This is a genomic window from Virgisporangium ochraceum (genome assembly GCF_016863655.1).
GTDB lineage: Bacteria > Actinomycetota > Actinomycetes > Mycobacteriales > Micromonosporaceae > Virgisporangium > Virgisporangium ochraceum.
This window is the reverse complement of record NZ_BOPH01000138.1, coordinates 15,759-36,055: the sequence shown is the minus strand read 5'-3', so window position 1 is coordinate 36,055 and position 20,297 is coordinate 15,759. Positions and strand designations below refer to the sequence as shown.

General features: G+C 70.7%; 19 protein-coding genes and 1 pseudogene. 12 read left to right on the top strand and 8 right to left on the bottom strand.

From position 1 onward, the window contains the following. Positions 1 to 17: 17 nt before the first annotated feature. Entirely contained in the window at positions 18 to 3,062 is a 3,045-nt protein-coding gene (locus Voc01_RS47095) for a glycoside hydrolase family 9 protein (RefSeq protein ID WP_203934317.1), read from the bottom strand. 190 nt (positions 3,063 to 3,252) lie between these two features. On the opposite strand from Voc01_RS47095, the gene Voc01_RS47090 reads away from it, so the two are divergent. Then, on the top strand, positions 3,253 to 3,777 hold the full coding sequence (locus Voc01_RS47090) for a monooxygenase family protein (protein ID WP_203934316.1): 525 nt from the start codon (positions 3,253 to 3,255) through the stop codon (positions 3,775 to 3,777). 48 nt (positions 3,778 to 3,825) lie between these two features. Here Voc01_RS47090 and Voc01_RS47085 read toward each other — a convergent pair whose 3' ends face one another. From Voc01_RS47085 to Voc01_RS47065, 5 genes are read right to left on the bottom strand one after another with little or no spacing between them, the layout of a single operon-like run. Then, a complete protein-coding gene (locus Voc01_RS47085) occupies positions 3,826 to 4,557 on the bottom strand; it encodes an SDR family NAD(P)-dependent oxidoreductase (RefSeq protein WP_239161009.1) in 732 nt (243 codons plus the stop codon). 20 nt (positions 4,558 to 4,577) lie between these two features. Next, positions 4,578 to 5,327 (bottom strand): HpcH/HpaI aldolase family protein, encoded by a 750-nt coding sequence (locus Voc01_RS47080; RefSeq protein WP_203934314.1) that lies wholly within the window; start codon positions 5,325 to 5,327, stop codon positions 4,578 to 4,580. 3 nt (positions 5,328 to 5,330) lie between these two features. After that, positions 5,331 to 6,212, bottom strand: coding sequence for an ABC transporter permease (locus Voc01_RS47075; RefSeq protein WP_203934313.1), 882 nt, complete (start codon positions 6,210 to 6,212; stop codon positions 5,331 to 5,333). A gap of 8 nt (positions 6,213 to 6,220) precedes the next feature. Then, on the bottom strand, positions 6,221 to 7,009 hold the full coding sequence (locus tag Voc01_RS47070) for an ABC transporter ATP-binding protein (RefSeq protein WP_203934312.1): 789 nt from the start codon (positions 7,007 to 7,009) through the stop codon (positions 6,221 to 6,223). 5 nt (positions 7,010 to 7,014) lie between these two features. Next, positions 7,015 to 7,797: an IclR family transcriptional regulator gene (locus tag Voc01_RS47065; protein ID WP_203934311.1), complete on the bottom strand. Its 783-nt coding sequence runs from the start codon at positions 7,795 to 7,797 to the stop codon at positions 7,015 to 7,017. 197 nt (positions 7,798 to 7,994) lie between these two features. Here Voc01_RS47065 and Voc01_RS47060 point away from each other — a divergent pair, with 197 nt between their 5' ends. The 11 genes from Voc01_RS47060 (at position 7,995) to Voc01_RS47010 (ending at position 18,679) form a co-directional block, all read left to right on the top strand. Next, positions 7,995 to 8,885, top strand: a complete 891-nt coding sequence (locus Voc01_RS47060) for a DUF6282 family protein (protein WP_203934310.1) — start codon at positions 7,995 to 7,997, stop codon at positions 8,883 to 8,885. A 16-nt stretch (positions 8,886 to 8,901) separates the two neighbouring features. Next, positions 8,902 to 9,768 (top strand): cupin domain-containing protein, encoded by an 867-nt coding sequence (locus Voc01_RS47055; protein WP_203934309.1) that lies wholly within the window; start codon positions 8,902 to 8,904, stop codon positions 9,766 to 9,768. Positions 9,769 to 9,802: 34 nt separating this feature from the next. Then, positions 9,803 to 10,867: an ABC transporter substrate-binding protein gene (locus Voc01_RS47050; RefSeq protein WP_203934308.1), complete on the top strand. Its 1,065-nt coding sequence runs from the start codon at positions 9,803 to 9,805 to the stop codon at positions 10,865 to 10,867. Then, positions 10,868 to 11,854 (top strand): LLM class flavin-dependent oxidoreductase, encoded by a 987-nt coding sequence (locus tag Voc01_RS47045; protein ID WP_203934307.1) that lies wholly within the window; start codon positions 10,868 to 10,870, stop codon positions 11,852 to 11,854. Next, entirely contained in the window at positions 11,851 to 13,044 is a 1,194-nt protein-coding gene (locus Voc01_RS47040; protein ID WP_203934306.1) for a thiolase family protein, read from the top strand. The genes Voc01_RS47045 and Voc01_RS47040 overlap by 4 nt, the downstream gene beginning before the upstream one ends. Next, on the top strand, positions 13,041 to 13,703 hold the full coding sequence (locus Voc01_RS47035) for a 3-oxoacid CoA-transferase subunit A (protein WP_203934305.1): 663 nt from the start codon (positions 13,041 to 13,043) through the stop codon (positions 13,701 to 13,703). The genes Voc01_RS47040 and Voc01_RS47035 overlap by 4 nt, the downstream gene beginning before the upstream one ends. After that, positions 13,700 to 14,368 (top strand): 3-oxoacid CoA-transferase subunit B, encoded by a 669-nt coding sequence (locus Voc01_RS47030; RefSeq protein ID WP_203934304.1) that lies wholly within the window; start codon positions 13,700 to 13,702, stop codon positions 14,366 to 14,368. Before Voc01_RS47035 ends, Voc01_RS47030 begins: the two co-directional genes overlap by 4 nt. Then, on the top strand, positions 14,358 to 15,779 hold the full coding sequence (locus Voc01_RS47025; protein ID WP_203934303.1) for an aldehyde dehydrogenase family protein: 1,422 nt from the start codon (positions 14,358 to 14,360) through the stop codon (positions 15,777 to 15,779). Before Voc01_RS47030 ends, Voc01_RS47025 begins: the two co-directional genes overlap by 11 nt. Then, entirely contained in the window at positions 15,776 to 16,390 is a 615-nt protein-coding gene (locus Voc01_RS47020) for a nuclear transport factor 2 family protein (protein ID WP_203934302.1), read from the top strand. The genes Voc01_RS47025 and Voc01_RS47020 overlap by 4 nt, the downstream gene beginning before the upstream one ends. Positions 16,391 to 16,498: 108 nt before the next feature. Continuing rightward, complete coding sequence (locus tag Voc01_RS47015) at positions 16,499 to 16,762, top strand: hypothetical protein (RefSeq protein WP_203934301.1); 264 nt, start codon at positions 16,499 to 16,501, stop codon at positions 16,760 to 16,762. A gap of 273 nt (positions 16,763 to 17,035) precedes the next feature. Then, the gene (locus Voc01_RS47010; RefSeq protein WP_203934300.1) at positions 17,036 to 18,679 is read left to right on the top strand and encodes a glycoside hydrolase family 44 protein; all 1,644 of its coding nucleotides are present in this window, start codon (positions 17,036 to 17,038) and stop codon (positions 18,677 to 18,679) included. A 96-nt stretch (positions 18,680 to 18,775) separates the two neighbouring features. On the opposite strand, the pseudogene Voc01_RS54905 reads toward Voc01_RS47010, so the two are convergent. Both Voc01_RS54905 and Voc01_RS47005 read right to left on the bottom strand, forming a co-directional pair. Further along, a pseudogene (locus tag Voc01_RS54905) lies at positions 18,776 to 18,892 on the bottom strand (sulfotransferase); the annotation flags it as partial. After that, on the bottom strand, positions 18,841 to 20,184 hold the full coding sequence (locus Voc01_RS47005) for an NAD(P)/FAD-dependent oxidoreductase (RefSeq protein WP_203934299.1): 1,344 nt from the start codon (positions 20,182 to 20,184) through the stop codon (positions 18,841 to 18,843). The pseudogene Voc01_RS54905 and the gene Voc01_RS47005, both read right to left, overlap by 52 nt. Positions 20,185 to 20,297: the final 113 nt, after the last annotated feature.

The following is a 20,297-nucleotide window of genomic DNA, read 5'->3' as shown; positions in this document are numbered from 1 at the left end:
GGGCCGGGGTGTTCAGCTCAACGACAGGCGGATCCGTTGAGGGTGATCAGCTCCGGCGACGGGTTCGGCCCGCCGGGAGTCGTGGCGTTGAATCCGAAGTACAGCGTCTGCCCCGGCTGGATCCTCCGGTTGGTGGTGGTGTTCGTGACCGTCACCGTCGCGCCGGACTGGGTGGCCGTGGCCGACCAGGCCTCGCGCACGCGCTGGCCGCCGAGGAAGGCGAACCGGGTGGTCCACCCGTCGATCACCGTGGTGCCGGTGTTGGTCACCGTGACCTGGGCGGTGAAGCCGCCGTTGCCCTGCCACGGGCCGTAGTTCGTGTAGGTCGCGCCGCACGACACACCGGCCGCCGGTTGACCGGTGCCCTGGTCGGCGAGGAACGACGACACCCAGGCGAGCGCCGAGTTCCAGTTGATCGCCACCTCGTTCGTCGCGTAGGACTCGATGTGGTCGACATAGCAGAACATCGGCTTGCAGCCCTCGAGCAGGTCCTTGGCGTACGGGTCGTCGAGGCCCGCGTTGGCGCCGCCGGCCAGCGATCCCGCGGGCGGGTTCGGCAGGCTGGCGTCCGCCTGGTGGGCGAAGATCCGGCTGTGCTGGTTCTGCGACGACTTCTCGCCCCAGCCGGTGACGTACGACTGGTTCAGCGCGTTGCGGCCGAAGATGTAGTCGACGCCCTGCAGCGCGCCGTCCCGGTACTTCGCGTCGCCGGTCAGGTCGAACGCGGTCGCCAGCACCTGGACGTTGTTGAGGATGTTGCTGTTCGCGCCCCAGAAGTAGCTGCCCGCGTTGCCCGGCATGGGCAGCCCGTAGGCCTGCGCCGTCAGGGTCGCCAGGTAGCGGTCGGCGGCGTCGGCGACCGACTGCCGGACGCGCTGCCGGTCGGCCTGCGGAAGCAGGTTGGGCACCGTGGCGAGATCCAGGCGGCCCAGCGCGGCGGTGCTGCCCCACCCGAAACCGGTGGCGGCGAAGACGTCGCCGGTGTGGTGCGGGCTGGCCGTCACGTCGGTGAGGAACGTCTGCTCGGCGGTGCTCAGGTACAGCTCGGCGGCGGCCCAGTAGAACTCGTCGCTGACGTCGCTGTCACCGTAGCCGCCGCCACCGCCGCCCAGGTCCTGGGCGAGCTTGGCCGGGTTGGCTTTCGCCGCGGCGTACGCGGTACGGGCGGCGGTCAGACACCGGGCGGAGAACGCGGCGTCGTAGGGCGCGAACAGCCGTGCGCACTGCGCGGCCGTGGCCGCCAGGTTGAGTGTGGCCGCGGTCGAGGGCGGGTGCAGCTCGCGCTGCTCGGGGTCGTCCTCGGGTTGCATCGGGATGCCGGTCCAGTTGGCGTCGTGCATCTTGTGGTGGGCCATCCCCGCGAACGGCTTGCCGGTCGGCACCTGCATCCGCATCAGGAACTCCAGCTCCCAGCGGGCCTCGTCGAGGATGTCGGGCACCGCGTTGCCGCGCTCGGGGACCCGCAGCGTGCTGTCCGCCAGGGCGGCGCCGTGCCGTGCGGTGACCGCCGTCTTGGTCCGCTCGAAGGTGCTCATCAGCTGCTGCACCGCGATGCCGCCGTTGACCACGTACTTGCCGTGGTCGCCGGCGTCGTACCAGCCGCCGCGCACGTCCAACCGGTAGTCACAGCTGTTGGCCCGGCACGGCACGTCGGTGTCGCCCTTGTTGGGAGCAATGCCGAGGTGACCGGCGGGGCGCGCGTACTGCGCACCGACCAGCCCGCCGTCGATCTCGATGCCGCTGCGCTGGATGTAGAAGAACTGCAGGGCGTCGGACCGCAGCTGCTGGTAGACGGTGCCGGAGATGTCGAACGGGTGGCTGGTCTGCCCGTCGGAGACCAGCGTGTAGCCGGTGCCGGCGGTGCGGAACGAGCCGAAGTCGATGCTGTGGACGTTCTGCCCGGAGGCGGCGTCGACCCCGCGTGGCGTGGTGGTGCCGCTGGCGACCACGGTCCCGCCGGCGTTCTTCAGCTGCCAGGGCAGCGCCGCGGTGGCGTCGGTGACCAGGGTCGCGTTCTTCGGCCCGCCGGGCAGGTAGCCGACCTGGTTGACCCGCACCCGCGGTCCGGTCTCCGGAACGTAGGGCGGCTCCTCCTCCCCACCGACCAGCGAGACGTTGTCGAGGCAGACCGTGTACGCCGCCGCGCTGCCGCCCAGCTGGAAGGCGACCTGGCCCGCCTCGGTGTCGGCGGTGGCGGTGAACGTGTACTCGAAGTGCTGCGGGCTCGCGGTGAGCGCGACGTCACGCGACAGGAACGAGGTGTACGGCTCGGCGCCGAGCTGCACGTTCGCGCGGACGGTGGTGCCCGGCGCGGCGGACGCGTCGAACGCGAACGTGTACGACGAGCCCGCGACGAGCGGGACGCCGTTCTGCCCGATCCCGGCGTCCCAGGGGTTGGCCAGCCCGCCCGGCACCGCCGAGCACAGCCGCCCGTCCTCGACCCCGGTGGACGTGGTGCCGTAGGAGTACCAGCCCGACGTCCCCTCGTCGAAGGTGCCGTTCTCGATCTGTTCCGGGCCGCCAGGGGGCGCGGCCTCGTCGCTGGTGAGGCTGACGTCGTCGAGACAGAAGGTGAACGCCTCGGCGCTGCCGCCGAGCTGGAAGGTCAGGGTGCCGTTGGGCGAGTCGAGGCCGCCGGTGAAGTCGTACGCGAAGGTCTGCGCGTCAGCGGTGAGCGCGACGGTACGCGACAGCGCCGTCGTGTACGGCGCCTCGTTGAGCTGCACGTTGGCCCGGACGCTGACCGCCCGGCTGGCCGACGCGCGGAAGCTGAGGGAGTACGCCGCCCCGTCGATCAGCGGCACGCTGTTGTGACCGAGGCTGACGTCCCAGGCGTTGGTGGTGCCGCCGGGCACCTGCGCGCAGAGCCGGCCGTCGACCACCGAGACGGGCGCGTTGTCGGTGGACCACCAGCCGGTGGTGCCGGAGCTGAAGGTGCCGTTGGGGATGTGCTGGACCGGCTCGGCGGAGGCGGGCACAGCCGTCAGGAAGTTCAGGGCGAGGGCGGCAGTGGCGGCTGCCGCGAGCGAGGCGGTGACCCGTCGCCGTCGATGTGGATTCACAGAGGTCCTTCCAAGCGGGGGTGGGAGCGCTCCCAAGGCCCCGATTGTCACGAGTCGACCACCCGATGTCAATTGAAGTCGATCAATAGTGATCAACGGTCCGGGCGGCGCGTTCAGTCGCTGTCCACAACCGGGTCCTAGCGTCGGGTCGACGAGCACGTCAGGACCCGTTCATGAAGGAGCGCCAGTCATGATTACCCGCGTCAACCGGCAGACCGTCGACCTGTCGCCGTACCCGGACCTCGTGGTCGTGTACCTCGGCATGCGGGTCAACCGGCTCTTCGGCCTGCGCACGTTGATGGGCTACGGCCCGCAGATCGGCCGGTCGGTGACCGGGAAGCCCGAGGGCCTGCTGCACCACGAGTCGTTGATGTGGTCGCTGTTCCCCATGCACGTGGGTATCCGCCAGTACTGGCGTGACCTTCCGTCGCTGTTGTCCTGGGCCCGCTCCGAACCGCACCGGCGCTGGTGGCGCGACTTCCTGCGCGACAGCGGCGGCACCGGTTTCTGGCACGAGACCTACCTGCTACGCGGCGGGATGGAGGCGGTCTACGACGACGTCCCGCAGCGGCGCGGGTTCGCGGCGTTCGCGCCGGTGCAACCGGCCCGCGGACGCATGTTCGGCACGGCCGCGCGGGTCGGTCGTACCGAGGACGACATCGCACCGGTCCTCAGCGAAGAGGACCTCTACACCACCGGCTCCGACGCGCCCTGACGGGCCGGCCCGGGCCGGGTGCGCCGTCCCGGGCCGGCCCGGGACGGGTCACGCGTCACCGCGGGGGGTGTCGACGTGCGTGACGAGGTTGATTCCGCCGTCAACATGGATCACTTCACCGGTGACGAAGGGGACGTTGACGAGCGCCAGGACCATCGCCGCGACGTCGGACGGTTGCCCGAGCCGGCCCAGCGGGGTCACCGCCCCGGTGTGCGCCGCGCGCTGGGCGAGGCTGACCGAGGTCAGCCGGGTCTCGACCGGCCCGGGTGCGATCGCGTTCACCCGGACGTCCGGACCCACGGCCTTGGCCAGCAGCCTCGTGAGGTGGTCGACCGCGGCCTTGCTGACGGAGTAGGGGATCGAGCTGCCGAGCGGGCGGGAGCCGCCCACCGAGGTGATGTTGATGATCTGGCCGCCGGTCTCCATCGCCTTCACCGCGGCGACGGAGACCTGCCACGTCCCGACGACGTTGACGCCGAGGATCCGGTGCCAGTCGTCGGCGGTCACCGCGTCCAGGTCGGCGTGGGGGACGGGTCGCGACACCCCGGCGTTGTTCACCAGCAGGTCGAGCCGGCCGTGCCGCGCCACGGCCGTCTCCACCAGGCGCACGGCGTCGGCGGGATCGGCGACGTCGGCCCGGACGTAGCTCGCGCCCGGAAGTTCGGCCGCGAGCCGCTCGCCGGCGTCGACCGAGGCGGCCGAGTTCACCACGACGGTGAAGCCGTCGGCCGCGAGCGCCCGGGCGATCCCTTCCCCGATCCCGGAGCTCGAGCCCGTCACGATGGCGACCCGGGGAGCCCTCATTGGGCGACCCGCTCTCTCAGCGCGTCCACGATCGCGCGGCCCCCACCGGCCAGGATCGAGGTGTCGTTGCTGACCACCACGTAGTCGTAGCCCCGGGCCAGCGCTGCCCGGCCCTGGTCGATCGTGGCGCACGCGGTGCCGATGGGAACCTCCGCCGCGGCGGCGGCCGCCACCGCGGACGTGACGAGCCGGTCCACCTCATGGCTTCCCGCCGCGACGCCCATCGACATCGAGAGGTCGGCCGTCCCGACGAATGCGGCACCGATGCCGTCGACAGCCAGGATCTCCTTCGCGTTCCCGATCGCCGCCTCGCTCTCGAGCTGGACGACACACAGGGCGTCGTACGCGAGGTAGTCGGCCCGGGGCAGCAGTCCCCAGCGACCCGCCCGGCTGGTGCCACCGGACCCGCGGTCGCCTCGCGGCGGGAAGCGGGTGGCCCGCACGACCGCCCGGGCCTGCTGGGGCGTGTCGACGTGCGGCACGACCACCCCGGCCGCGCCGGCGTCCAGGACCCGCTGGATCACGCTGTGGCCGTGGTCGGGCACCCTCACGAGCGGGTCCACCCCGAGGGCGCGGGCCGTCGCGATGTGGGTCGAGGCGGCGCCCAGGTCCAGCATCGTGTGCTCGAGGTCGACGACCACGAAGTCGAAGCCCGCGAAGGCCATGATCTCGACACTCTCCGGGCTGGACAGCTTGATCCAGGTTCCGAGCGTGCCGCCGTTGATCCCGTCGCGTACCCGTGCCACGGCTCAGATCTCGCTGGCGGTGTTGGTGGGTGCGGCGGTCCAGAAGACCAGCCACCTGCCGAGCCGCACGACGACCGCGTGCAGCGCGATGCCGATGGCCGACAGCACGACGATCACCGCGAAGGTCCTGGCCACGTCCAGGGTGAAGTTGCTCGCCTGGATCAGGTAGCCCAGACCTTCGGAGCTGCCCACGAACTCCGCGACCACGGCGCCGGTCACCGACAGGATGACGGCGACCTCCAGCCCGGCGAAGATGTGCGGAAGCGCCGACGGGATCTGCAGGTGCCGCATGACCTGTACGCGGGACGCGCCGAACGACCGGAGCATCTCGACCTGCTCGTGCGCGGCGGACCGGAAGCCGAGGATGGCGTTGATGAGGAGGGGGAAGAATGCGATCAGCGCCACGGTCAGCACCTTCGAGCTGACCCCGATGCCGAACCACACGATCAGCAGCGGCGCCATGGCGACCTTCGGGATGGTCTGGGTCAGGATGAGCAGCGGGAAGAGCACGCGCTCCACGGTCCGGAACTGGGTGATGAGCACCGCGGAGACCAGCGCCGAGCCGACCGCGATGCCGAACCCGATCAGGATCTCCTTCAGGGTGACGACCGCGTGGGTCATCAGGCTGCCGTCCTGGAAGCCGTCGACCAGGGAGCCGGCGACGGCCGACGGCGCGGGGACGAGCACGGTGGAGACGTCGAACACCGTCACGACGAGCTGCCAGAGCACCAACAGCCCGAGGAACACCAGCACGCTGTAGGTGACCTCCGGTAGCCGTCGGCGGCGGCGTCGGACCGGGTTGTCCGGGTTCGCGGGCGCCTTCACCGGCCCGGTCCCGGCGTCCGGGACCGGGCCGGCCGCGTGGCCCTTGGTGTGGGTGGACATCAGGTCTCCTAGTGGGCGCTGTGCTCGGAGTCGAGTAACTTGCGGATCTTCAGGACGATCTCGCCGAACTCGGGCGTGTTGATGTTCTCGAGCCGTCGAGGTCGGGGGAGCGCGACCTCGACGACGTCCGCCAACCGGCCCGGTCGCGGTGTCATGACCACGACGCGGTCGGCCAGGAGCACCGCCTCGGGGATGCTGTGCGTCACGAACAGCACGGTCTTGCGGTCCTGCTCCCAGATCCTCAGCAGGTCCAGCCCCATCTGGTCGCGGGTCATCGCGTCGAGGGCGCCGAACGGCTCGTCCATGAGCAGGATGCGCGGGTCGTGCATCAGGGCGCGGCCGATGCCGACCCGCTGCTGCATCCCGCCGGACAGCTCGTTGGGGTACCGGTCGCCGAACTCCTCCAGACCGAGCATCACGAGCAGCTCGTCGGCCTTCGCCCGGGTCGCGGCGTCTTTGGCGCGGTGAAGGTCCGGCGACATCAGCAGGTTCTTCCGCACGGTGCGCCAGGGCAGCAGCAGCGGCTGCTGGAAGACCATCCCGAGCTGGTTGCGGTGGGTGTCGTCCGACGGCCCGAACGTGACCCGTCCGGAGGTCTGGTGCGACAGGCCCATGATGATCCGCAGCAGCGTGCTCTTGCCGCATCCGCTGGGGCCGACGATGGAGATGAACTCACCGGACCGGACGCGCAGCGAGACGTCGTCGAGCGCCTGGACGGTCCCGCCGGACTTCGTCGGGTAGATCATGGACAGCGAGTCCAGGCGGATCGCGTGGTCGGTGTCGGTGCCGGTCGGCATGTCTGTCACTCCTCGGTCGCCTCGGGCCACGTGCCGCCCATCTCCTTGGTCAGTCGCTTGCAGACGGCCTTCAACGCCATGGCCTCCCGGGAGTCCAGCGCCTCCGGCAGCATCCGCTCGGTGCCGACGGCCGCGATCGTGGCGCAGATCCCTCTCGCGGCGAACACCGGCGCCGCGATCACGCTGATGCCACGGTGGTTGACGTCGCTGCTCATGCCGGCCTGCCGGATCGCCTCGATCCGACGGCGGGTCTCGGTGCGCTGGGGCTCGGGGAGGCTGCCGGTGAGCCGCTCGGCGTGGAACTGGTCGGGGAGGAAGGCCAGGAACACCTTGGCCTGCGCGGAGTTCAGGGCGAGCTGCGAACCCACGCGCACCGTCACCACGGTGGGATGGTCGGCGTCCTCCACCAGCGAGACCACCGGGCCCGAGGTGCCCCACAGCGACAGCACGGTGCTGATCTTGATGTCGAGCGTGAGCTCGCGCATGTAGGCCGGCGCCATCTGCAGGATGCGTTGCCGTCCCAGGCTGAAGCTGCCGAGCTGCAGGATCGCCCGTCCGGGACGGACGAGTGCGGAGTCCTCCACGCGCTCGAGCAGGCCGGAGCTGATCATCGAGCTGAAGTAGCGGTGCACCGTGGTGCGGTTCAGGCCGAGCCGGCGGCTGGTCTCCGCGACGGAGAGCTCCGGAGTCTCCGGGGCGAACAGCCCGAGGATCTGCGCGGCCCGGCTCACCGCCTGGATGTCCTGCTCGCGAGCAGCCGCCGGCTTGTCGGCCTCACGCTCCGTCATCGGCGTTACCCCGTCTCGTTGAGTGTCCACAAAGAGTTCACCTGGTTCGCAGTACGGACAGAGGTTAGGCGCGCTCTGGGTCCGGCTGCAAGGTTTCCCTGGTATTTCGCGGATGCGCTCTTTGAATCACGCTCTTGACAGACCGGATAGCGAACTCCGAGTCTGTGATGCGAACACTGCCGACGCCTGGAGGCTCCATGACCGACTCACCCGCCGTCGTCAAGCTGCTGAACGGCTGCGTCGACCTGCACTGCCACTCAGGGCCGAACCCGTTCCCCCGACGCATCGACCATGCCGAGGCCGGCAAGGACGGGGAGCGGCTCAACATGCGGGGCGTGCTGGTGAAGTCCCACCACCACAACACCGTCATGGATCTGCTCTCGATGAGCGACCGGCTGGCGACGATCCGTACCCCGGTCTTCGGCGGCATAACCCTGAACAGCATGGTCGGCGGCATCAACCCGCAGGCGGTGGCCATGTGTCTGCGCATGGGCGGCAGGGCCGTGTGGTTCCCGACGTTCTCGGCCGGCCGGCACATCGACTGCCATCCCGAGGGCGTCGGCTTCCCCACCGCGAGCGTCGAGGTGCCGTCGTCCCGGGTCGACATCCACGGGGACGACGGTGAGCTCGTCCCCGAGGTCCACGAGGTGCTCGACCTGGTCAAGGAGTGCGGCGCGATGGTGACCGGCGGCCACATGGAGACCGAGTCGATCACCCAGCTGTTCGCCGCGGCCAGGGACAGGGGCGTCACCCGGATGCTGCTCAACCATCCCGACTACGTCATCGGCGCCGACGAGGCGAAGTGCCGTGAGCTTGTCGGCTACGGGGCGTTCATCGAGCACGAGACCGGCTTCTACGACCCCGAGGGGACCAAGAAGTGGGATCCGAAGCTCCTCCTGGACTGGATCGAGAGGATCGGCCCGGAGCACACCGTGATGGCCTCCGACCTCGGTCAGAAGGACCGGCCGCTGCCGGTGGACTCCTACATCCGCGTCGCGACCGCGCTGCTGGACCTCGGCCTGGACGAGAGGTCGCTGCGGCAGATCTTCTGCGACAACCCGGCCTTCCTGCTCGGCCTCGACGACTGACGCGAAAGGACCTGCGATGACCACCCTCGCCACCCCGCCCGACGTGGAGTTCTCCGACCTCGGTACGGGCGATCCCGACGAGAAGACCCCCGGCGGATCGTCGACGTGGTACTTCCGCGGACACAACTTCGTGCTCGCCTACACGACGCTGGCCGCCGGCGACGTGCTGGAGCGGGACGACCAACCGGACGAGTACGTCGCGATCCTCCCGTACGAGGAGTGCCGCGTCGAGGTCCGTGCGGCGCGGGAGAACGCGTCGGTCTCGGGCAAGGCGGTGGTGATGGTCCCACCGGGCACCAGCGCGATCGTCGGCGTCGACGACTGCACCGTCGTGCGGCTGTTCAGCTCCCGGTCCACCGATCTGCTGGACCGGGCGCGCAACCGTGACTCCTACGCGGAGCCGCACCCCAACACCAGGCCGTTCGAGCCGTGGCCGGACCCGCCCGAGGGCTACCGCATCCGGGCCTACCGACTGGCCGACCTGGCGGTGACGCGGGACGCCGTCCGCCCGGGCCAGATCGTGCGGTGCAGCACCTTCATGATCAACTTCCTGGCGCCCAGGGTCGGTCCGCGCGATCCCGACAGCCTCTCGCCGCACGACCACGACGACTTCGAGCAGTGCTCGCTCGCCGTGGAGGGCGAATACGTCCACCACCTGCGGACCCCGTGGTCGAAGCGGCGCAGCGAGTGGCGCGAGGACCGGCACCTGCGGTGCGGCAGCCCGTCGGTCGCCGTGATCCCGCCGCCCATGATCCACACCAGTGAGGCCGTCGGCGCGGGCACCAACCAGCTGATCGACATCTTCTGCCCGCCGCGTCTGGACTTCTCCCGGACGCCCGGTCGGGTGCTCAACGAAGACACCTACCCGCTCCCCACCCCGTAAGAGGAAGGCTCCCGATGTGAAGACCAGACGAGCGATGAAGGTCTTAAGTGGCGCGGTCGCCGCCCTGTGCGCGGCCGCGGCCCTGAGCGCGTGCGGATCCGACGACGACGCGGCCGGGTCCGGCGACCTGACGCCGGTGACGTTCGCGATGGCGTCACCGAGCTGGAACGCCGGCTACGCGGTCATGGCCGTCGTGGAGGCCGAGGGCTTCTACAAGGAGGAGGGTCTGAAGGTCACGACCAACCTGTTCCCGTCGGCCACCCAGGCGGCGCAGCAGGTCGCGGCCGGCGGCGCCGACCTCGGCCTCATGACGGTCGAGCCCGTGGCCATCGGGCACGACAAGGACCTGAACCTGGTCTACTTCAGCTCCTACTGGGCGAAGTGGATCTACAGTCTGCAGGTGCCGGACGGTTCGAGCGTGAAGAGCATCGCCGACCTGAAGGGCAGGAAGATCGGCGTCTCCGCGGTCGCGAGCTCCGGCTCGACGTTCGCCCGGACCGCGATGGAGCTCAACGGGATGAGCCAGGACGCCGCCAGCCTGGTGCCGATCGGTGCCGGCGCCCAGCAGATCAACGCCATCAAGAGCGGCCAGGTCGACGCGTTGGCGCTCTGGGACATCCAGTACCAGCTCGTCAAGAACGCCGGCATCAACCTGACGCCGCTCCCGGTCAAGGAGACGGAGGACGCGTGGGGCGGCGGCTTCGCGACGACCCGGAAGAACCTCGAGGGTAAGAAGGACGTCCTCGAACGGTTCGGTCGTGCGGTGGCGAAGGCGTTCGTCTTCTCCAAGGCCAACCCCGAGGCCGCGATCCGCGCCATGTGGAAGCTCTACCCGGAGACCCGCGGGTCCGATCCGGAGGAGAAGGCGCTGGCCGACGGCGTCAAGGTCCTCGAGGTCCGCCTGGCCGGACAGGGGTTCGACGACAAGTCCCTCGGCCGGATCGACGGGGCCGCGGCCACCCGCGCGGTCGACTTCATGGCGTCGGCCGGACTGACCAGGAAGTTCCCGGCGAAGGAGATCTACACCGACGAGCTGTTCTCGGCGTTCAACGACTTCTCCTACGACGACGTGAAAAAACGAGCAGAGAGCGCCAGCTGAATGCGACTGGGGGTCGCCATCGACCTGAGCTCCCAGGAGCCGGTCCGCCCACAGGTGGACCGCACGGTCACGATGCTCGCCCGGGCGGAGCAGCACGGGTTCGACTCCGCGTGGGTGGGGGAGAGCTATCACGCGGCCCCTCAGCCGTTCCACCTCCCGTCCGCGCTGGTGGTCCTGGGACACCTGGCCGGACGGACGTCCCTGGCGCTGGGATCGGCGGTGCTGCTCCTGCGCGCGTACAGCCCGCGGAAGCTGGCCTACGAGGCCGCGCTGGTCGACCAGCTGTGCGGCGGGAAGCTCACCCTCGGTCTCGGGCTCGGCGGCCCGGAGGTCGCGGAGCGGGCCGGGCCGCCCGCATCGGGTCCGGCCGGCGCGGCCTTCGACGCCACGCTGACGCTGCTGCGCTCCGCCTGGTCGGACGACGTGGATACCGGTTCGCCGGTGGCGGTCCCGTCCCCGGTGCGGCGCGGCGGGCCGCGGATCCTGGTGGGCGGCAAGGTGGCCGCCTCGGCCCGTCGTGCCGCGACGCTCGCCGACGGCTTCTACGGCGCGACGAACTACCGCGACGACCTGTTGGTCGAGCAGTCGGCCGCCTACTGGTCCTACCGCGGCGGGCGACCGGGCGGAACGGTTGCCACCACCAGGTTCTGCGTCGTCCACGAGGACGCCGCCACCGCCCGCGACCTCGCCGTGCGTCACCTGAAGGCCGCGACCGGCTACTACACCGGGCGGGGCTCGTGGATGGGCGCGGACGGCCCGGGCGAACCCGAGTTCCCCATGGTGGGCACGCCCGACGAGATCGACGCGACGATCGCCCGGTACGTCCGGGCCGGGGTCACGTCCGTCCAGCTGCGGGTCGCCCCGTCCGGAATGCCGCCGGACGTCGCCGGCCACACGCTCGACCTCGTCGCGCGGCACGTCCTCCCGCACTGGCACGACACGACGACTCCTTCGCCAACGACGACAGATGTGGAGACGCTCCGATGAGCGACGCCTTCGTGTACGCATCGGTCCGGACCCCGTTCGGCCGGTTCAACGGAGCACTGGCCGACACCAGGACCGACGATCTGGCCGCGACCGCGTTGAAGGGACTCCTCGACCGCTCGCCGGGCCTGGATCCCGGCCTGGTCGACGACGTGTTCTGGGGCAACGCCAACGGCGCCGGCGAGGATAACCGCAACGTCGGCCGGATGGCCGTGCTGCTGGCCGGCATGCCCGTCTCGGTGACCGCCACCACGGTGAACCGGCTCTGCGGCTCGTCGCTCGACGCCGCGATGATGGCCTCCCGCATGATCGGGGTCGGCGACGCGGAGATCGCGATCGCCGGAGGCGTGGAGTCGATGACGCGGGCGCCGTGGGTCCTGCCGAAGCCGTCACGCCGGTTCCCGGCCGGCGACGTCACGGCCGTCTCCACGACGCTGGGCTGGCGCCTGGTGAACGAGCGGATGCCGGCCGAGTGGACGGCCTCGCTGGGCGAGTGCAACGAGCAGCTGCGGGAGAAGTTCTCCATCCCGCGCGAGCGGCAGGACGAGTTCGGCGCCCGCTCGCACCGCCTCGCGGCGGAGGCGTGGGACAAGGGCTTCTACGACGACCTCGTGGTGCCCGTCCCCGGCGCCGACCTGGTCCGCGACGAGAGCATCCGGGCCGACACCTCGGTCGGGAAGCTGGCCACGCTGAAGCCGGTGTTCCGGCCCGACGGGACGATCACCGCCGGCAACTGCTCGCCGCTGAACGACGGCGCGAGCGCGGTCCTGCTGGGCTCGGCCGACGCGGCCGCGACCATCGGTCGTGACCCGCTCGCGCGGATCGCCGGTCGCGGCTGGTCGGCGCTGGAGCCGCAGCAGTTCGGCTACGCCCCGGTCGAGGCCGCCAACGGCGCGCTCGAGCGGACGGGCGTCGGCTGGGAGGACGTCGGCGCCGTCGAGCTGAACGAGGCGTTCGCCGTCCAGTCGATCGCCTGTGTCGACGCCTGGCTCGGGCTCGGGCTGCGGGGCGCCGAGGTCGTCAACGCCAAGGGCGGGGCGATCGCCATCGGGCACCCGCTGGGTGCCTCCGGCGGGCGCATTCTCGGGACCCTCGCGGCGCGGCTGGTGGAGTCCGGTGAGCGTTGGGGCGTGGCGGCCATCTGCATCGGGGTGGGTCAGGGTCTGGCCGTCGTGCTCGAGAACGTGACATGACGCTGCTGTGCGGCTCCGTCGACGAGGCGGTCAGCGGCATCGCCGACGGCTCGACGGTGCTGGTCGGCGGCTTCGGCACGGCCGGCATGCCGTTCGAGCTGATCGACGCGTTGGTCCGGCAGGGGGCGCGGGGGCTGACCGTCGTGTCGAACAACGCGGGCAACGCCGACACCGGGCTCGCGGCGCTGCTCGCGGCCGGGCAGGTGAGCAAGGTCGTGTGCTCGTTCCCCCGGCAGACGGACTCCTGGGTCTTCGACGGGCTGTACCGCGGCGGGAAGGTCGAGCTCGAACTCGTGCCGCAGGGGACCCTGGCCGAGCGCATGCGGGCCGCCGGAGCCGGGATCGGCGGGTTCTACACGCGCACCGGGGTCGGGACCCTCCTCGCGGAGGGAAAGGAGACCCGCGAGATCGACGGGCGGACGTACGTCCTCGAGCTGCCCATCGCCGCCGACGTCGCGCTCATCAGCGCCCACACCGCGGACACCCTGGGAAACCTCGTCTACCGGAAGACGGCGCGCAACTTCGCTCCCGTCATGGCGACGGCCGCGACGACCACCGTCGTGCAGGTGCGGCACGTCGTCGAGCCGGGAGCGCTGGATCCCGAGGCCGTGGTCACCCCGGGCATCTACGTCGACCGGATCGTGCGGGTGGCGTCATGAGCGTCGCGGAGCACACCGATCGCGGCCCGCTCACGCGGGAGGAGATGGCCCGGGTCCTCGCCGGCGACATCCCCCGCGGGGCGTACGTCAACCTGGGCATAGGTCTGCCCACGACCGTCGGCGACCACCTTCCCCCGTCGTCGGGGGTCGTCCTCCACACCGAGAACGGCATGCTCGGCATGGGTCCGGCGGCGACGGGCGACGCGGCCGATCCCGACCTGATCAACGCCGGCAAGGTTCCGGTAACCGAGCTGCCCGGCGCCTCGTACTTCCACCACGCCGACTCGTTCGCCATGATGCGGGGCGGCCACCTCGACCTGTGCGTCCTCGGCGCCTACCAGGTCTCGGCGTCGGGGGACCTCGCCAACTGGCACACCGGCGGGCCCGACGCGATCCCGGCGGTCGGCGGGGCGATGGACCTCGCCGTGGGCGCCAGGCAGGTCTTCGTGCTGATGCCGCTGTTCACCAGGACCGGCGAGCCGAAGCTCGTCAGGGAGTGCACGTATCCGCTCACCGCGCTGCGGTGCGTGAACCGGGTCTACACCGACGTCGCCACGTTCGAGATCATCGGAGGCGACCGGGTCCTCGTCCGGGAGACGTGGGGTCTCTCGTTCTCCGAGCTCCGCTCGCGCATCGACGTCCCACTGGAGCGACATGTCTGCTAGGAACCAGTTCTACATCGGAGGCGCATGGGTCGAGCCCGCCGCGCCGCGGACCCTGGGCGTCCTCGACCCCGCGACCGAGGAGACGTTCGCGACGATCAGCCTCGGTACGGCCGAGGACGTCGACCGCGCGGTCGCGGCGGCACGCGTGGCCTTCGCCGCCTACTCGCAGGTCAGCGTCGAGCAACGGCTGGAGTACCTGGAACGGATCATCGCCGGCTTCCGGGCCCGGCTGCCCGAGATCGCCCGGACGATGACGCGCGAGATGGGTGCGCCGATCACGTTCTCGACGCAACGCCAGGCCACCGTGGCGCTGTTCCACTTCGAGGAGGCGGCCCGCGTGCTCGCCGACTACCCCTTTGAAGAAGAGATGGGACCGGGGATCGTGCGGCGCGAGCCGATCGGCGTCTGCGGTCTCATCACGCCGTGGAACTGGCCGCTGAACCAGGTCGCGTCGAAGGTGGCACCGGCCCTGGCCACGGGGTGCACCGTGGTGCTCAAGCCGAGCGAGCTGGCGCCGCTCAGCGCGATGGTGCTCGCCGAGGTCGTCCACGACGCCGGGCTGCCGCCCGGCGTGTTCAACCTCGTCAACGGTGACGGTCCAGGAGTCGGTGAGGCCATCGCGGCGCACCCCGATGTCGACATGGTCTCGCTGACCGGCTCGACCGGTGCCGGCATCAGGGTCTCCAAGCTCGCGGCCGACACGGTGAAGCGCGTCGCGCTCGAACTCGGCGGCAAGTCGGCCAACATCATCCTGCCCGACGCCGACCTGGAGTCCGCGGTCGTCGCCGGGGTGCACGCGTGCTACACCAACGGCGGGCAGAACTGTCAGTCGCCCACGCGCATGCTGGTCCACCGATCTCAGCGCGACGAGGCGTACGCCGCGGCGCGACGGGCGGTCGAGGAGGTCCGCCTCGGGGATCCGAACGATCCGTCGACCACGATGGGACCGGTGGTGAGCCAGGCCCAGCTGGAGAAGATCACCGCGCTCGTGCGGTCGGGGATCGACGAGGGCGCGACGCTCGTGGCCGGCGGCCCGGAACGCCCCGACGGGCTCGACAAGGGGTTCTACGTCCGCCCGACCGTGTTCGGCGACGTCACGCCGCGGATGCGGATCGCCCGCGAGGAGATCTTCGGCCCGGTGCTGTCGATCCTGCTCTACGACACCGAGGACGAGGCCGTCGAGATCGCGAACGACACGCCGTTCGGACTGGCGGGCTTCGTGCAGTCGAAGGACCCCGACCGCGCCCGTGGGGTCGCCAACCGCATCCGTGCGGGCCGCGTCTACCTCAACGGCGCTCCGTTCGACCGCAGCCTGCCGTTCGGGGGCTACAAGCAGTCCGGGAACGGACGGGAGTTCGGGCGGTTCGGCTTCGAGGAGTACCTCGAGGTGAAGGCCGTGATCGGGTGGTGAACGCCGACCGGCTGGCGGCCCTCCTGGACCGCGAGGAGCTCTTCGACCTGGTGCGGCGCGAACGCTTCGCCCGCGACCAGCGGCTGTTCGACGTGATGCGGGACTGCTTCCACGACGACGCCTACGTCCGCACCACGTGGTACGACGGTCGCGGCGGCGACGCCTACGTCGAGGCGACGAAGACGTGGATGGCCAGAACCGGGAACAGCAAGCACTGGGTCTTCCCCGCCTACGCGCGGGTCGCGGGCGACCGGGCCACCGTCGAGAGCCCGGCGAAGATCTTCAACCGCACCACGGTGGAGGGAGTGGAGGTCGACTTCCACGCCTACTGCCGGTTCTTCTCCCGCGCCGTCAGGGACGACGGACGGTGGCGGCTGATGAGCTTCGAGGTCCTGCTGGAACGCGACGAGCTGCGCCCCGTCCACGCCGGCGAAAGGCTGCCGGTGGACGCCGACCGGCTCGCCGGGCTCCGGCCGTCCTACCGTTTCCTCACCTGGATCCAGTCGACCCGTGGCGTCACGGTGAGCCAGGACCTGCTCGGCGACGACCGGCCGGCCGAGCTCGCCGCGTTCCACCGGGGGGAGACCGCGTGGCTCGCCGGCACGGGATAGTGCCGGGTGCCGGAATCCTCGCATCATGTTCACAATGCCGTTGCCGTCGCGCGAGTGAGTGCGGTCCGGATAGCCTTGCCGTATATGGCTACCTATCGTAGTGCCTCAGTGCTTCTCGCCTCCGACGGCACCAGGACCCCCGGCACCGCCGCTCTCTTCGCCGAGCCCGCCCGCAAGGGTGGGACCTCGCCGTGGGCGGGCGACTTCCGACCCGCCAACAGCGCCGGCGACGGCCCCCGGAACCCGGTCGGGAAGACCTTCACTCTGGAACTGCCCGACGGCAGTACCGGCAAGGTCGTGGTCCAGAGCCTCAAGCGTGGGAAGGGCGGCGTCGTGCTGGCGTTGATGGGCGAGGACGCACCACCGTTCTGACCTGCCCCTGCCTCACGGTCCGGTCGTCGTGCTCACCCCGGGCGGCTGCGGCCGCTACCGGTCTTCGCCGACGTTCGGCTCCACCCTGTCGAGTGTGGCCACGGCGTTCCGGTCGTGACGCCTGCCGTCGACCGAACCCGGCGAACACCTGCCGGGCCCCGGAAGGTGTGCGCCCGTCGTCGCTGAACCGGCCGTGCCGTCCGCTTGACTACGAGGTGTCGTCCGGCGAAGCTTTGTTCGATGTTTATCGATGAATGATCGCCGGGAGGATCCATGGGACGGGAGCGGAAACGGCCTCGGGCCGTCGCCACCGGCGTCGTGCTGACCCTGGTGGCGACGGTCGCCGCGACCCTCGGGGTCCCGACGCCGGCCACGGCCGCTGCCCCGCTCACCCTGACGGTCGACGTGTCGGCCGCCCGTCACCGGATCAGCCCGGACATCTACGGGATGAACGGGGCCGACCCGGCCTTCGCCGCCGAGATCGGCCTACCGGTGGCGCGGTGGGGCGGCAACGCCAGCAGCCGCTACAACTTCCGGAACCAGACCTACAACACCGGTAGCGACTGGTTCTTCGAGAACATCGTGGCCGGGCCGGACAACACGGTCGAGGCGTTCGTCGAACGGAACCGGGCCCTCGGGGCCAAGCAGATCGTCACCGTGCCGATGATCGGCTGGGTCGCCAAGGACTCGCCACGCGACCACCCGTTCGCCTGCGGCTACCCGGCGACCCGGTTCCCGCAGCAGGACAGCTTCGACCAGTGGGACCCCAACTGCGGCAACGGGCAGCTCAACGGCGCCAACCTGACCGGGGCGGACCCGACGGACACCTCGATACCGGTCGGCGCGTCCTTCGGCGGCGAGATGGTGTCGCATCTGGTGGGCCGGTTCGGCCCGGCGGCCCGGGGCGGCGTGAAGATCTACGAGCTCGACAACGAGCCGGTGCTGTGGTCCTCCACCCACCGCGACGTGCATCCCGATCCGGTGAGCTACGACGAGCTGGGCGGCAAGGGCACGGCGACGGCCGCGGCCATCAAGAGGGCCGACCCGACCGCCGCCGTGCTCGGTCCGTCCGGTTGGGGCTACTGCGAGTGGGTCGCCTCGGGAGTCGACGGGTGCGGGCCGGGTGCCGACGCGGCCGCTCACGGCGGCCTGAACCTGTCCCAGTGGTACCTGAAGAACATGAAGGACTTCGGTGACGCCCACGGCGGCCGGCGCTTCCTGGACTACTTCGACCAGCACTACTACCCGCAGATCGGCGGGGGCACGGACCCGGACGCCAACGCGTTGCGGCTGCGGGCCACCCGGTCGCTGTGGGACCCGACGTACGTCGAGGAGTCGTGGATCGGCCCCGGCGGCGTCAACGCCCCGCCGCTGCAGTTCATCCGGACGATGAAGGCCTGGATCGCCCAGTACTACCCGGGTACGAAGACCGCCATCACCGAATACAACTTCGGCGCGCTGGACCACATCAACGGCGCGCTGACGCAGGCCGAGGTCCTCGGCATCTTCGGACGCGAGGGCCTCGACCTCGCGACCATCTGGGGCGAACCCCGGCCGCAGCAGCCCGGCGCCTTCGCGTTCCGGATGTACCGCAACTACGACGGCGCGGGGAGCCGGTTCGGTGACGTCAGCGTGTCGGCGACCAGCAGCGACCAGGGGCAGCTGTCGGTGTTCGCCGCACAGCGCTCGTCCGACCGGGCGGTGACCCTGATGGTCGTCAACAAGACGGGCGGGGACATCGCCTCGTCCCTGTCGATCGCCGGCGCCAACCGCAACGGCACGGCGCAGCGCTACACGTACGGGCCGGCCGATCTGACCTCGATCGTGCGCGGCGCCGACGTCGCCGCGAGGCACGGCAGGATCGAGGCGACGTACCCGGCGAACTCGATCACGATGCTCGTCCTGCCCCGGCGCTGACCCCGGCGTCGGGCGCGTGGCCGTCCCGGTGATGAGGAGCAGGTCGGGGGTGACGATCCTGGTGTTCCCGTGAGCGGACCGGCATCGACCGTCCATCATGTGGTAGCACGGTCCGAAGCCGAGCGTCTCGAGCGCCGTACGCAGCGACAGCGTTCCGGTCGCTATGCGGCCGGGACGGGAGCGCCGGCCGCTACCGGTGAGCGTCGGGCCCACCGGTAGGTGGCGACCACAGTGGACGGTCGTGCGAGCGCGGCCGGCCGCCGCACCAGATGGGACACCTCGAGCAGGACGCGGTGCACGTCGACGTTGACATGCGAGGCGAGGACGACCTGGCGCAGGTACCGGTTGACCAGGTCGGCGCCGACAGGCTTCGGGCCGCTGGTCTCGGGGAAGAGAAAGTCGACACTGCCCGCCAGCCACCAGGCGAGCCGCACCGGTCTCGCCGCGGCCCGGTAGTACGCCCGGGCCATCCGCGCCGACGGCGCACCGACGCGGTCGAGGCAGCGGCCCAGTGCCTGCGCCTCCAACGCGGCCACCGACATACCCTGCCCGTACACGGGGTTGAAGCTGCAGATCGCGTCGCCGATGGCCACGTAGCCGGCCGGCAGCCGGCGCTGCCGCTCGAAGTGCCGCCGGATGCTCGCCGGAAACTGGTGCGTGACGATCGGCGCGAGTGGCTCGGCGCGGTCGACCACATCTGCGATGACCGTCGTCCCCAGGCTGCGGGCGTAGGCGGCGAACCCCTCGTCGTCGTTGGGTGGATGGTCATGGTGGAAGCCGCCGAGGGTGAGCATCCACTGCTCGCCCTCGATCGGGAAGAGCACACCGAACCGCTTGCTCACCGGCGCACGCGCGGACAGGATCACCATCTTGCCGTGCGGCAGGTCGTCGGGGCGCCGACGAAGGATGCGGCTCGCGTATCCGACACCGACCTTGACCGTGGAGGTGGGTGGCGGTGGGAAACCAGAGGACTCCAGCCACCGGGTGAACCGCCGGCTGCTCCGTCCCGACGCGTCGACCACCAGATCGGCCGGCAGGACCTCGCCGCCGCTCACCTCGACGGCGGTCACCCGGCCGTCGACCATCCGCAGGCCGTCGACCGCCGCCGCCGTCCGCACCGTGACGTTGGCGTGGCGCTCCACCCGCGTGCGCAGGACGGTCTCCAGCAACGGCCGGCTGAACGTGATCCGTCGGGTGCTGCTGTCGTACGGCAGCCGGTAGTGACCCAGCTGGTGGAACAGGACGTCGCGGCCGGCGTCCATGGGTACGGCGCCCTTGGCGACCAGCTCGTCTGGCAGGCCGGGGAACAGCTCGTCCAGGGACGTCAGCCCGGCGGTCAGCAGTGAATGCACGTGCGCCGCCTGGGGGACCCCGCGCCGGTACGCCGGCCCGTCGGGCAGCGCGTCGCGCTCGATCACTGTCACATCGGAGAACCGGCCGGCGAGCACCTGCGCGGCCGACAGGCCGGCGACGCTACCCCCGACGACAACCGCATGCTGTCCCAAGTCGACCCTCCGGCCTGGCTCGTGACCTTCGATCGAAGTCTCCCGGCGCGACATCCTTGTCGAGGCCGACGACATCCGTTCGTCGGCACGTCGGGGAACTTGCGGGCACGTTA

Coding starts and splice junctions, on each gene's coding strand:
- Voc01_RS47030 (WP_203934304.1), top strand. CDS start 13,700: ATGAGCGTCGCGGAGCACACCGATCGCGGCCCGCTCACGCGGGAGGAG.
- Voc01_RS47025 (WP_203934303.1), top strand. CDS start 14,358: ATGTCTGCTAGGAACCAGTTCTACATCGGAGGCGCATGGGTCGAGCCC.
- Voc01_RS47090 (WP_203934316.1), top strand. CDS start 3,253: ATGATTACCCGCGTCAACCGGCAGACCGTCGACCTGTCGCCGTACCCG.
- Voc01_RS47010 (WP_203934300.1), top strand. CDS start 17,036: ATGGGACGGGAGCGGAAACGGCCTCGGGCCGTCGCCACCGGCGTCGTG.
- Voc01_RS47050 (WP_203934308.1), top strand. CDS start 9,803: ATGAAGGTCTTAAGTGGCGCGGTCGCCGCCCTGTGCGCGGCCGCGGCC.
- Voc01_RS47060 (WP_203934310.1), top strand. CDS start 7,995: ATGACCGACTCACCCGCCGTCGTCAAGCTGCTGAACGGCTGCGTCGAC.
- Voc01_RS47045 (WP_203934307.1), top strand. CDS start 10,868: ATGCGACTGGGGGTCGCCATCGACCTGAGCTCCCAGGAGCCGGTCCGC.
- Voc01_RS47070 (WP_203934312.1), bottom strand. CDS start 7,009: ATGCCGACCGGCACCGACACCGACCACGCGATCCGCCTGGACTCGCTG.
- Voc01_RS47065 (WP_203934311.1), bottom strand. CDS start 7,797: ATGACGGAGCGTGAGGCCGACAAGCCGGCGGCTGCTCGCGAGCAGGAC.
- Voc01_RS47055 (WP_203934309.1), top strand. CDS start 8,902: ATGACCACCCTCGCCACCCCGCCCGACGTGGAGTTCTCCGACCTCGGT.
- Voc01_RS47035 (WP_203934305.1), top strand. CDS start 13,041: ATGACGCTGCTGTGCGGCTCCGTCGACGAGGCGGTCAGCGGCATCGCC.
- Voc01_RS47075 (WP_203934313.1), bottom strand. CDS start 6,212: ATGTCCACCCACACCAAGGGCCACGCGGCCGGCCCGGTCCCGGACGCC.
- Voc01_RS47040 (WP_203934306.1), top strand. CDS start 11,851: ATGAGCGACGCCTTCGTGTACGCATCGGTCCGGACCCCGTTCGGCCGG.